Source organism: Bradyrhizobium jicamae (assembly GCF_001440395.1).
Classification (GTDB): domain Bacteria; phylum Pseudomonadota; class Alphaproteobacteria; order Rhizobiales; family Xanthobacteraceae; genus Bradyrhizobium; species Bradyrhizobium jicamae.
The window spans coordinates 56146-68313 of the sequence record NZ_LLXZ01000049.1; the positions used below are offsets into that span (position 1 = coordinate 56146).

Sequence of the window (12168 nt, forward strand, 5' to 3'; positions counted from 1 at the left end):
TTGAGGATCAGCGGGACGGTGCTGAAATATTGCAGGACAGTGACTGCGGCGCCGCCGATCAGTCCGCTCAAGACTGCGGAAAAGACGATCGAACGAAAAACGGACATCGCAAATCAGTGGCAGGGAAACGCATTCGAATGACGGACGTCATGCGCGGCGTTGTGGACGGCATCGATATGGGAAAAACCGACGAACCCGACGATGAAGAGACCGAGAGCCATGGCGAGAACAGCCTGGTAGACCACGCTCAGGTCATGACTGGCGATCGGCAAGCTGGCGGCGGTACGAGTCTGTTGCATGTCGGTTCTCCCAGGTAATAGCCGTTTCTAGCTGAAGCGAAAGTCTTCCGCGACAACTAATTGTCCATTTGTTCGATGACGTCCCGGCTGGTGAGGTGAAAATTGACCCCGTGTGCAATTGCTCTTCGCGCAATTTTGGCTCTCGCCGCGGCCCGGAAGGCGCATTCCCAGCCGCGAAAAAAGGACAGGCAATCGTCAGGCTCCGGATAAAACTGCAGTAGCGTTCGAAAGGCCAGCCGATGCACCATGCAGAAGCCGCCATGGTTATCCGGCTCGAACGCCAAGGCGTCGATATCATCCCGCCAGCAAACTGAATTGTCGCTTTGATGCAACGATAGCTCCAGAGTTCAGTCTCGACGGAGGGCTCCCTTCAAGCGCGCAGATAGCGCCAGCCGATAACGACGCCGCTCACCGAGACGATCGTGCCGAGGATCGACAGCAGCCACACGACAATGTCCCAGGCCGGGCGAAACGTCAGCAACAGTTGAAAATCGAAACTGTGCAGTGCGTTGAACAGCCAGCGATATGTGCGCCGGCTGGTGTCCACGCGGCCGAGGATATCGCCGGTGACCGGACTGATGTGAAACCACGTCCTTGCGTCATCATCAAACACCGCACGCAACACCGGCAATTCGCGGTGGTTATGATGTGAATACCAATAAGCGTCGTATTCTCTGAGGATCGACCGCTCCGTGATGCGGGCATACGGCAGCAGTTTTGCTGCGGCAGTCCAGAGGCGATCCTGAGGGATTTTTGCAACTTCGCCCGATGCCGCATCCAGCGGCGTCTGCGTGCCATCTCGCGATGCGGCGATCATCATCGGGCTGCCATCGAGCCACACGAAACGCGCTTCGACGGCGCCGAATTGGGGCGTTGGCAGCTTCGCCGCAATGGTTGGCGCATCATGGCCGGCATAACGCTGCAGGACCTCACGCGTTGTGTTGCGCCCGGCAAAATATTCGCCGGGATTGAGCGAAAGCCAGCCGGAGAACATCCAGGTCAGCACGAAGATGCCGGCAATCAGGCCGGTGATGTGGTGCCATGCCATCCAGCCGCGATATGGGGTGATCCTGTCGCTCGAATACCGCTGCTTCAGCCGCAGGCGCAGGATGCCGATCCAGATGCCGGTGACGCCCACGATCAGGCAGATGCCGGAGATCCACAGCACCACCAGCCGCCACAGCGGCCCGTCCTTGCGCAGCACGGTCGGGTAGATCCAGTGCGGGATCGAACCGAGCCAGTTCCAGACGCGTTCGGTGCGGTTGGTGTCGAGCGCGATCTCGCCGGAGCGCGAGGAGACATAGAGCTTGGTACCGGCATCGTCGCCGAGCGTAATCAGATAAAGCGGTCGCAGCGGATCGTAACGGGCCGTCACGCTCCATTGGTCGCGATCGATGATCTCTTCGAGCTGCGGCGTCTTGCTCGCAGGGTGATACTGCGCGACCGCCAGCGCCTGTCCTTCGGAGACGTCGGTGATGACCCGGCCGTCGGCGGCAGAGATCACCTGCCGTGTGCCGTCCCAGGCCGTCATGCGATACACGGGCTCGTCGGCCAGCATCGAAAGCCGGAGATCGCGTGGATAGCGAGTAGCGCCAGCCTTCCTCATGGCGTTGTCCGGCGACAGCGCCACCTTCGCCCATTGGATATCAGGAAGTGCCGCCAGCCTTTCCTTGTCGGAAAGGCCGGGAAACGCGACATACATCATCACCACGCCTGAGATGAACCACATGGCGAAGAACAGGCAGGTGACGATGCCGACCCAGCGGTGGCCGATATAGAGCCACCGCCGGAGTGTGCGTCTCAGGGGGCGTGACACGCTCAGAACCTCACGTTGACGGCGAGCTGAGCCGTGCGGGGCATTCCGAGCATCCATTGAGTGGTGCCGCCGGACGTCGTGTAGACCTCATCGAAAAGATTGTAGACGCGGAACGACACGGTGGTGTTGATGTCTGGCTTCCACTGCACGCCGGCATTGACGATGTTGTAGGCCGGGCGCGTCATCGTGTTGGCATTGTCCGCATAGGTCTTGCCGACGATCTGCACGCCCGCATAGGCCGACCAGCTCGGTGCAAAGGTCCAGGTCGCCCAAATGTTGGAGACGTTCTGCGGCACATTGACCGGCACGTTGCCGGCATAGTTCACGGCTACGCCGCCGACCGCTTGCACGAAGTCGTCATACCTCGCGCGCAGGAAGGCCGTGTTGGCATCGATCCGCCAGCCATGGTCGAGCGCGAAGCCGATCGATGCTTCGACGCCGCGCGAGGATTGCTGGCCGACCTGGACGGTGACTGTTGGGTTGTTGGGATCGCGCGCGAGCAAATTGTTCTTCACGATCTCATAGCCGGCCAGAGTCCATTCGCCGCGGCCGCCCCAGAACGATTGCTTGACGCCGATCTCGACCTGCTTGCCGGTGGCCAGTTCGAAATTCCTGTTTGCGGAGGACAGCGTGATGATCCCACCGACCGGATCGACCGCGGTGGAATACTGGCCATAGAACGCGAGATCCTTGACAGGCGTATAGACCGCACCTGCGCGCCAGGTCGTCGAGGAGAACGACTTTTCGAAGCTGTTGGCGGCTACCCGATAGTCGGTGCGCGTGACTGTCGGCTCATCCTGGCGGATGCCGGCGATCAGGGATAGTTGCTCGGTGACCGACAGCCTGTTCTCGGCAAACAGCGCGTATTGGTTGGTTACGCTGCCAAAGCCGGGAACCGTCGGGTCGGGGCTGTTGAATACGCCTGGAACGAAATTGTACGGGTTGACGGCTGACAAGCCGCCATAGGGCGAGTTGTTGGTATGGGTGAAATTGATGCTGTTGACGTCAAACCCTGCGAGGAATTCATTGACCATGCCCAGGACATGTCCGCGGAATTTCGCATCCATGCGATTGCCGACCTGCTGCTGATAGTGAAAAATCTCGATGTAATCGCTGCGGTTGATGAGGCCGGTGGCGGGATTGTAGGCGTAGCTTTCGACGTCCTTCCAGTGCCGCCTGGAGTTCAGATAGTAGAGCGTATTCTGGATCGAGATTCCATCGGCGACCTGCCATTCGGTCTTCACCTGGTTCCAGCTATCCTGGTAGCGGATGTGGCTGTCGCTGACGTTGTAGTTCTTGAATCGCAGCGACTCATCGAGCTTGCCGTTGATCAAGGGCGTGCCGAAGTATCGCGATGGATTGCGATCGGCGTAATCCGTGGACAGCGTCCAGGTGACGTCCTCGTTCTGCCTGATCTGGACCACGGCATGAAGTGCGACATTCGAGGTGTTGTCGCGATCGACCCAGCCGTCCGACATGTTGCCGGAGGCGGTGATCCGATAGGCGACGTCCTTGCTGACCGGACCGCCGCTATCCACGGCAATTCGCCGCGCCATGTTGCTGTCCAGCGAGACCTCCGCCTGGTTGCGAGGGACCCACAACGGCAGTTTCGACACCACGTTGATGGCGCCGCCGACCGCGCCTGCGCCATACATCACCGACGCAGGGCCGTGCAGCACCTCGATGCGTTCGGTTGACCAGGTGTCGAACGGAAAGGTCACCGTGCCGGCGCCGATATAAAGCTGGGTGCCGTCATACAGCGTCATCACAGACCCGAGGCCGGTGAAGCCGCGGGTATTGAACGAGACGCCGCCATTGCCGGGCGCCGGGCTCGCGGTGAAACCGGTGGCGTTTTGCGTCACCGCGTCCAGGATGTTCTGCTGGCCGCGCTCGGCGATGGTTTCAGATGAGATCACCTCCACGCTGGCCGGCGTCTGCAGCCGCGTCAGGCCGAGCCGGCTGCCAGCCGTGCTGGCGCCGGTGAGGTTGAGCGTCGGTGCGGCGAAGGCCGGACCTGTCGGCGCGGCGACCGGTGTACCGCTGTGCGTTGCCACGCTGCGTTGCTGGCGAAGACGTGCGGCGCGGCTGGCATTGCCGCGTCGGACGTTGCGGGCATTCGGCGGCGTTGCCGACGGCTGCACCACCACGGGGTCGAGCGTCTGGGTCGGCTTTCCGGATTGGGTCCAGCCATCGGCGGGAAAAAGCAGGCAGGAGAACGTAATCGAACCGAGAAGCGCGCGGCGGTGCCGCGGCGCGAAGATAGCATGGGAATTCATCAATATGGCTCGCGATAACGTGGCACGTCACCGCGAACGCGTTTGGCCGCTATCTCGAGGAGAGAACGGCTCAACACCCACCAGGACACCCCGCCCAATGTGCTCGCGTGTGACCACGACTGACGGCAGGTCTCCTGACTTGCGGGTCGTTGCCCATCGCCGCCTTCCCAGGCCGATGGCCCAGTGGCATTTGGCGAAAGGCTCGCCGCTTACAGTTGCGGGGGCAGCTACGGCATTGGGGAGATCCCCCGCACCGCATTCCCTTTTGATCTCCCGAAGGAGAACCGTCGCGTTCACCATAATTTCATTTGGAAAGGGCTGTCAATCGCGCGTCTCCGCACGACTGCAAATCAGCGTGGCGCTTGCTCTATACGCTTGCTCTATAAGAGAGAGGCTCAACGCCATCCCAAAGCGGGCGCGACGTGCGTCAGAATTGCCTCGATGACATGGGCGTTGTACTCGACCCCGAGTTGATTGGGGACGGTCAGGAGGAGGGTATCGGCTTCGGCAATCGCCTCGTCCGCTTTTAGTTGCTCGATCAGCGCATCCGGCTCGGCAGCGTAGCTGCGCCCGAAAATGGCCCGCGTCCTTTCGTCGATGAAGCCGACCTGGTCTTCACCTTCGCCGCCGCGTCCGAAATACGCGCGATCGAGGTCGTTCACGAGCGCGATGATGCTGCGGCTGACCGAGATCCGCGGCTCCCGTGCATGGCCGGCCTCTTTCCAGGCCGCACGGTAGGCCCGGATCTGAGCGGCCTGCTGGACGTGGAAGGCTTCTCCGGTCTCGTCGTTCTTGAGTGTCGAACTCTGCAAATTCATGCCGAGCTTTGCCGCCCAAATGGCCGTGGCATTCGAACCGGCGCCCCACCAGATCCGCTCGCGAAGGCTTTCGGAGTGCGGCTCGAGACGCAGCAGCCCGGGCGGGCTGGGAAACATGGGCCGGGGATTGGGTTGCGCGAAACCTCGGCCACGCAAGAGGTCGAGGAAGACTTCTGCGTGGCGCCGCCCCATGTCGGCATCACTTTCGCCATCGGCCGGCTGAAAGCCGAAATACCGCCAGCCATCGATCACCTGTTCGGGCGATCCTCTGCTGATGCCGAGCTGCAGACGTTGGCCGGAGATGAGATCGGCCGCGCCGGCGTCCTCCGCCATATAGAGCGGGTTCTCATAGCGCATGTCGATCACGGCGGTGCCGATTTCGATTCGGCTGGTCTTCGCGCCGACCGCAGCCAGCAGAGGGAAGGGGGAGGCGAGCTGGCGGGCGAAGTGATGGACGCGAAAATAAGCGCCGTCCGCGCCCAACTGCTCGGCCGCAACGGCCAGGTCGATCGACTGCAGCAGCGTGTCCGCGGCTGTGCGCGTCTGCGATTGCGGAGAAGCGGTCCAATGACCAAAGGAGAGAAATCCGATCTTTTTCATATGGGCAGTCCGTCTTCACGAATGGCTTTCAACCGCCTTGCAGGAGGCGTTCCTTGGTCCCGATGTATGTTATCTCACTGATCATGTAATCATCGATGCTCATGTCTGGTCTGCTTCGCCAAACACAATAGCAAGAGCTGCCCATGTTCCTGACTGAACACGATCTGACCGAACTGATGGCCTGGCGCCGGGAACTTCACCGTAAGCCTGAACTATCGGGACAGGAAGAACAGACGGCGGCGGCGGTGCAGGCGCTGCTCCATGCAGCCGGCGCCGACAAGGTCGTTACAGGGCTCGGCGGTCATGGCGTGCTTGGAATCTATGAGGGGGAAACGCCGGGTCCGACCGTCATGCTGCGGGCCGAGCTCGATGGATTGCCGATACAGGAGACCTCGGAGCTGGCGTATCGGTCATCGGTGCCGGGCAAGGCGCATCTCTGCGGGCATGACGGGCATATGACCATCCTGGCGGCGGTCGCACGGCGCCTTTGTCGGCAACGACCGAAGCGGGGGCGCGCCATGCTGCTGTTCCAGCCGGCTGAAGAGGACGGCTCGGGCGCCGCGGCGGTCCTTGCCGATGCGAAGTTCGATGAGGTGCGCCCCGATTTTGTTTTCTCGTTGCACAATTTGCCCGGCCTTCCGCTCGGGCAGGTTTCGATCGCCGAAGGTCTGGTCAATTGCGCCTCGCGCGGCATGCAGATCGTTCTGACAGGACGAACCGCGCATGCCTCCAGCCCCGAGTTCGGCGTTTCGCCGCAACGGGCCATCGCAACGCTATTGAACGAAATCACTGCGTTGGGACGGGGCGGCGCGCTGGATGAAGCGTTCTCGATGGTGACGGTTACCCATGCGAGGCTGGGTGAGCCGGCATTCGGCATCTCACCCGGTCAGGCCGAGCTCTGGGTGACGCTGAGGACGCTGACCGATTCGACGATGGAGCTGATACGTCAGCAGGCGGAAGATCTGGTGCAACGCGTGGCGGCGAGCGAGGGGCTGCAAGTCAGAATCACCTATCGCGACGTTTTCAGTCACTGCTTGAACAATGCGGATGCAGTTGCGCATCTGAAGGCCGCGCTCGACGCTGAACGCGTGCGACACTCCGCGCAGGGTCTTCCGATGCGAGGGTCCGAGGATTTCGGACGATTCAACTCGCGGTCGAAGGCCGCGATGTTCTTCCTCGGAGCAGGGGAACAGCATCCCAGCCTGCACGAGCCGAACTACGATTTTCCGGACGAACTCATTGAAATTGGGGCAACAATCTTCATGCGGACGCTGCGCAATTTGCTGGATTGAAGAGGCGCGAGCGTATGCAAGGGCGCAGGGCGCTTCCATCTGCAGCCGCGCTCGATTCGCCAAGCATGAAATTAGAATGAATAAAAATTAGAAGCATTACAAATCGTGTCGACACATTGAGTCAAATCGCGCCGACGCATTGAGACGCACAAACGAATTCATTCGCCGAGGCGCGTGTTCGAAAAAATCTTGCGCGAGAATCCAGAGCAGGAAGATGCGCGGTGTTGCTCTATCGCCACGGATGCAAACTGCTGCGTGCATATAGTATCACCTTAGATAGCTTCTACTCGCCGTTTCCACTTCGGTAGCTAGAACGGGCAGGGACCTGCTTGTGGGCTTTTGGGGTGGAAGTATGACGTATGAAGTCGCTGCCAGAAATGTTGTGCGCGCTGTTTCGCTGGGAGCGGTAAGCTATCTCGCGCTTTCATTGAATGTTTCGACCGGCCAGCAGGCGTTCGCGCAGAATTTGCCGCCGGTGACGGTGGATGCTCCGACTCAGCAGCGAGCGCGGCCCGCGGTACGGAGATCGCAGACGTCGACATCGCGCGTGCAGCGCCGTGTCGCTGCGCCGGCGCCTCGCCAAGTGGAGCCGGTACCTTATGTGACGCCCTCCACTGGAACGCTCGGTGCGCCTCCGGCTCCGTATGCCGGCGGACAGGTCGCAACCGGGTCCCAACTCGGATTTCTCGGCAATCGTGGCGTCATGAATACGCCGTTCAATCAGGTCAGCTACACCGCGCAGCTCATGCAGAACCAGCAGGCGCGCACCGTGGCCGACGTGCTGTTCAACGATCCCTCAGTCCGATCCAAGACCCCTGCCGGCAACGGCATCGACGGCCTCTATATCAGAGGTTTCTATTACGACAGCGGTGACTACGCTATGAACGGCCTTTATGGCATGGCGCCGGCTTATTCGACTTCGGCCAACTATCTGGAACGGGTCGAGGTTCTGAAGGGTCCCGGTGTCATGCTCGGTGGTATGCCGCCTGCCGGCGCCATCGGAGGCAGCCTGAACCTGGTGACGAAGATGGCTCCCGACTTCGACATCACGCAGCTCACCGGCGTGTATATTTCCAAGTCCCAGTTTGGCTCGTTTATCGATGTGGCGCGCCGCTACGGCGAGCACAAGGAATTCGGAATCCGTTTCAACGGTGGTGGACGAGGCGGACAGACCCCGATTGACCGTCAGACCGACGAACTCGGCAATGCCGTGCTGAACATGGACTATCGCGGCGAGCGTGCGCGTGTTTCCGTGGACCTCGGCTATCAGGCCGAGAATCTCAGTCCGCCGCAGCGGTTCCTGACGTTCACGACCAGTCCGCCCTTTCCACCGGCACAGGCCATTCGGGTGCCGCCCGTCCCGACGCCTGGCACCAATTACATGCCGGACTGGGCGAGCTGGAAACCGAGAGATTCATTCGCGATGGCGCGCGCCGAAGTCGATATGACCGACTGGCTCACGATGTATGCCGCGGGCGGCTATCACAGAAGCGAAAACAACTATCAGTATGTGTCGCCGCGCATCACCAACGCCGGCGGGGTAGTGGGAAACTGGTCAAATCCTGCTCTGAAGGGCGTCGACATCTTTGAAAATTATGCGACCGATATCGGCTTTCGCGCGTCTGGTCACACCGGACCTGTCCATCATCTCTTTACCGTCAACTACTCGACCTTCGATCGCGATTACTCTTCGTTCGGCAGGTCAGGCGGGATCGTCAGCTCGAACCTGTACAATCCGGTTCCGATTCCTTTGCCGAACTTCACTACCATCGTCCAAAATCTGCGAACCCAGACCAACATGAACAGCGTTGGCATCGCCGATACGATGTCGATGTTCGGCGACAGGCTGCAGCTCATCGTCGGAGCCAGGCGGCAGGCGGTGGGAGTCGATAGCCAGACTCTCGCGCCTCTTACGCCCGCCTCTTCGCACATAGACGTTCCAGTCTGGAGCCCGGGCTATGCAGTCATTGTGAAGCCCATCGAGAACGTTTCGCTTTATGCGAACTACATCGAGGGACTAAAAATACCGGAAGTCGTCTCCGGAGTTACGACATATTCGAATGTCGGAGAGATCCTTCCTCCCGCCCAGACCAAGCAAATGGAAGCCGGTGCCAAGATCGACATGGGTCGCATCACGTTCACGGCCAGCTATTTCGATATTACTGCTCCGAACGCGACCGCAGTTCCCGTGCCGGGAGTGGCTCTGCCTGCGAGGAGACTTATTGGCGAGCAGCGCAATCGCGGCGTCGAACTGTACACCTTCGGTGAGCTGGCGCCCTGGTTCCGGGTTCTCGGCGGTGTGACGTTCATCAACGGCGAAGTGGTTTCGCAATCGTATACGTATCCAGGGTTTGGAGTGGTCAACTACAATGGAAAAACGCCGGTGGGCGTGTCGACGATCAACGCCAATTTCGGTGTTGAATGGGATACCCCCTTTGTGAATGGTCTCACCTTGACGGGCAGGGTCATCTACACCGGCGATAGTTACGCGGACGATGCGAACTTGCTGCTGCTTCCGGCGTGGACGCGAGTCGATCTCGGAGCGCGCTATACCTTCCTGTCTCCCTGGAACGGTAAGCCGATCGTCATCCGCGCCGCTGTCGAGAATGTCTTCAACGAGGCGTACTACAACTCCTACCGGACAGTCAGCAGCGCCGTTTCCATCGGCGCCCCGCGCACCTATCTCCTGTCGACGACGTTCAACTTCTGAACGCTATCTGTCGCTTGTCGGCAATACACGCCGCCGCGGATGTCGTCCGCGGCGGCTTTTCTTTGATTTGCCATTGTCGGCAACAGCTCACTTCTCGAAATTGATGACAATGTGATGAAAGATTTTCGAAGCGTCTGAAAGCGCGATTTTCGAATCTCGAAAATTGTTCCGATCCAAATGACTAGAATTGCAAGAAACTGCGGATCGTTTTGCAAATCAGTGACTTGTCACCCGTCTCGCGCGTAAGCGCGTAGGTTGCATGATGTCATGCCATCGCCACCTTGGAGCTATTAAAAACTTCGGCGCCGATATTGTTTTGACCGTCATTTGCTTCTGACCTAGTCAAACGCCATTCCATTCGTTTTCTGAAACAGGGGCCGAACCAATGATGGTGTTCGACAGAGACGACGTCACCTTCACCGTCGTCGTCAATCACGAAGAGCAATACTCCATCTGGCCGACGTTCAAGGAAATTCCGAACGGCTGGAAAGCGGTGGGCAAGACGGGCAGCAAGAAGGAATGTCTCGAGCACATCGAGCAGGTGTGGACCGACATGCGCCCGTTGACCTTGCGCAAATTCATGGACGAAACGGCGCCGCAGCAGTCGGCTTGAGCCAACGGAGTCTTGATCTTCCGATGCGGCTTTTTTGTCTGCCTTACTCCGGCGGCAGCGCCATGATCTATGCGCGGTGGCGCAGGCTTCTGCCGTCGTGGATCGATGTCCGGCCGGTGGAGTGGCCCGGGCGCGGCGCGCGCATGGACGAGCCGTTGGTGACCGACCCGCGCGCGCTTGCCTCGCAGCTCGCGCGTGAACTTGGCGGGCAGCTTGATGCGCCTTATGCGCTGTTCGGGCACAGCCTTGGTGCCGTGATAGCGTTCGAGCTCGCGCATAACCTGCTCGATCGCGGCGCGCCGGCGCCGGCCATTCTCTTTGCCTCGGGCGCGGAGGCGCCGGCCGTTCGAGACGGCAGCAGATGGCGCCAGCCCCTGAGCGACGAGGCATTGCTGCGGGAATTGCGCAACCTGCGGGGCACGCCGGAGGAGGTGTTGGCGAACGCGGAGCTGATGCGATCGGCCCTGCCGGTGCTTCGCGCCGATTTCCTGATGTGCGGCGCCTATGTCTACCGGCCGCGGCAACCGTTGCCGTGCCCCGTGCACGTCTTCGGCGGCGTCGACGACGAAACCAGCCGCGAAGCGCTGCAGGCCTGGGGCCGCGAGACCTCGGCGTCATTCACGCTTCATATGCTGCCGGGACATCACTTCTTCATTCACACGCAGCAGGCTGAACTGATCGAGTTGATCGGCACGGCGCTGGCCCAGCAATCGGGGCGATCGATTGGTTTGCATCGGAGCGAGGATCATGAGCGCGTTCTCCGTCCAGCCACTCATTGAGGGCAGAAGTCTTCCGTTGCTGCTCAAGGCCGAGACGGTCGGGCAGCCGCTTGGCGAAGCGCTGCCTATGCTGCGCGAGGCCATCGACCGGCATTTGACCGATTGCGGCGGCATCGTATTTCGCGATTTCGGGCTCGACGGTCCCGATGCGTTTCGGGCCTTCGCTGCCGGTTTCGGTCATCCGCTGCTCACTTACGAGTTTGGATCGACGCCGCGTTCGCAGGTCACCTCCGGGGTCTACACGTCAACGGAATATCCGCCGCACCAGCATATCCCGCTGCATAACGAGCAGGCCTACACGCGCGATTGGCCGATGAAGATCTGGTTCTACTGCATGCAGCCGGCGCTGGAGGGCGGCGAGACGCCGATCGCCGACAGCCGCGCCATCTACCGCGACATGCCGTCGGCTATTCGTCAGCGCTTCGCCGACAAGGGCGTGATGTATGTGCGCAACTACGGCAACGGTCTCGATGTCGACTGGCAGCAGGTATTCGGCACCGACTCCAGATCGGAGGTCGAGGCCTACTGCACCGGGCATGACATCGCATGCGAGTGGAAGGAAGATGGCGAGCTTCGCACGCGCCAGATCTGTCAGGGCACGGCGCGCCATCCGGTGACGGGGGAGTGGGTCTGGTTCAATCAGGCGCATCTGTTCCATGTCTCGAACCTCGAGCCGGAAGTGCGCGAGAGTCTGCTCGACGTGGTCGGTGACGAGGTCGATCTGCCGCGCAATGTCTTTTACGGCGACGGTTCGCCGATCGACGATGAAACGCTGTCGATCGTCCGTAGCGTCCTCGAGAAACACAAGCTCAGTTTCCCCTGGCAGGCCGGCGACGTGGTGATGCTCGACAACATGCTCACTGCGCATGCCCGCGCACCGTTCAAGGGGCCGCGCAAGGTGATCGTCGCGATGGCGGAAGCGCATCGGCAGAGCTGATGTCCGGCATCCGTCACCCGACGGTTGA

General features: G+C 60.7%; 10 protein-coding genes, 1 pseudogene and 1 riboswitch. Of the genes and pseudogenes, 5 read left to right on the top strand and 6 right to left on the bottom strand.

The annotated features are described in order from the left end of the window. From CQ12_RS46140 to CQ12_RS07710, 6 genes and pseudogenes are all read right to left on the bottom strand, one after another. Positions 1-107: pseudogene (locus CQ12_RS46140) on the bottom strand (CbtA family protein); the annotation flags it as partial. 6 nt (positions 108-113) lie between these two features. Further along, on the bottom strand, positions 114-299 hold the full coding sequence (locus CQ12_RS41935; RefSeq protein WP_083519174.1) for a CbtB domain-containing protein: 186 nt from the start codon (positions 297-299) through the stop codon (positions 114-116). 56 nt (positions 300-355) lie between these two features. Beyond that, positions 356-631 carry a hypothetical protein gene (locus CQ12_RS07695; RefSeq protein WP_057834737.1) on the bottom strand — a complete coding sequence of 92 codons (276 nt, stop codon included), beginning with the start codon at positions 629-631 and terminating at the stop codon, positions 356-358. A 38-nt stretch (positions 632-669) separates the two neighbouring features. After that, on the bottom strand, positions 670-2115 hold the full coding sequence (locus CQ12_RS07700; protein ID WP_057834738.1) for a PepSY domain-containing protein: 1446 nt from the start codon (positions 2113-2115) through the stop codon (positions 670-672). 2 nt (positions 2116-2117) lie between these two features. Further along, positions 2118-4391, bottom strand: a complete 2274-nt coding sequence (locus tag CQ12_RS07705; RefSeq protein ID WP_057834739.1) for a TonB-dependent receptor — start codon at positions 4389-4391, stop codon at positions 2118-2120. Positions 4392-4498: 107 nt separating this feature from the next. Then, positions 4499-4695: riboswitch (cobalamin riboswitch) on the bottom strand. A gap of 91 nt (positions 4696-4786) precedes the next feature. Next, positions 4787-5809, bottom strand: coding sequence for an LLM class flavin-dependent oxidoreductase (locus CQ12_RS07710; RefSeq protein ID WP_057834740.1), 1023 nt, complete (start codon positions 5807-5809; stop codon positions 4787-4789). A 143-nt stretch (positions 5810-5952) separates the two neighbouring features. On the opposite strand from CQ12_RS07710, the gene CQ12_RS07715 reads away from it, so the two are divergent. The 5 genes from CQ12_RS07715 to CQ12_RS07735 all read left to right on the top strand — a co-directional run bounded on the left by CQ12_RS07715 (position 5953) and on the right by CQ12_RS07735 (position 12140). After that, on the top strand, positions 5953-7101 hold the full coding sequence (locus CQ12_RS07715) for an amidohydrolase (protein ID WP_057834741.1): 1149 nt from the start codon (positions 5953-5955) through the stop codon (positions 7099-7101). Between the two features lie 352 nt (positions 7102-7453). Further along, complete coding sequence (locus CQ12_RS07720; RefSeq protein WP_057834742.1) at positions 7454-9811, top strand: TonB-dependent receptor; 2358 nt, start codon at positions 7454-7456, stop codon at positions 9809-9811. A 385-nt stretch (positions 9812-10196) separates the two neighbouring features. Continuing rightward, a complete protein-coding gene (locus CQ12_RS07725; protein WP_057834743.1) occupies positions 10197-10424 on the top strand; it encodes an MbtH family protein in 228 nt (75 codons plus the stop codon). A 23-nt stretch (positions 10425-10447) separates the two neighbouring features. Next, a complete protein-coding gene (locus CQ12_RS07730; RefSeq protein WP_057834744.1) occupies positions 10448-11203 on the top strand; it encodes a thioesterase II family protein in 756 nt (251 codons plus the stop codon). Continuing rightward, positions 11172-12140: a TauD/TfdA family dioxygenase gene (locus CQ12_RS07735; RefSeq protein ID WP_057834745.1), complete on the top strand. Its 969-nt coding sequence runs from the start codon at positions 11172-11174 to the stop codon at positions 12138-12140. The genes CQ12_RS07730 and CQ12_RS07735 overlap by 32 nt, the downstream gene beginning before the upstream one ends. The last annotated feature ends 28 nt before the right edge of the window (positions 12141-12168 follow it).

Excerpts from the sequence above, each read along its gene's own strand:
- CQ12_RS07720 (WP_057834742.1), top strand. The coding sequence starts at position 7,454 with ATGACGTATGAAGTCGCTGCCAGAAATGTTGTGCGCGCTGTTTCGCTG.
- CQ12_RS07735 (WP_057834745.1), top strand. The coding sequence starts at position 11,172 with ATGAGCGCGTTCTCCGTCCAGCCACTCATTGAGGGCAGAAGTCTTCCG.
- CQ12_RS41935 (WP_083519174.1), bottom strand. The coding sequence starts at position 299 with ATGCAACAGACTCGTACCGCCGCCAGCTTGCCGATCGCCAGTCATGAC.
- CQ12_RS07725 (WP_057834743.1), top strand. The coding sequence starts at position 10,197 with ATGATGGTGTTCGACAGAGACGACGTCACCTTCACCGTCGTCGTCAAT.
- CQ12_RS07715 (WP_057834741.1), top strand. The coding sequence starts at position 5,953 with ATGTTCCTGACTGAACACGATCTGACCGAACTGATGGCCTGGCGCCGG.
- CQ12_RS07730 (WP_057834744.1), top strand. The coding sequence starts at position 10,448 with ATGCGGCTTTTTTGTCTGCCTTACTCCGGCGGCAGCGCCATGATCTAT.
- CQ12_RS07705 (WP_057834739.1), bottom strand. The coding sequence starts at position 4,391 with ATGAATTCCCATGCTATCTTCGCGCCGCGGCACCGCCGCGCGCTTCTC.
- CQ12_RS07710 (WP_057834740.1), bottom strand. The coding sequence starts at position 5,809 with ATGAAAAAGATCGGATTTCTCTCCTTTGGTCATTGGACCGCTTCTCCG.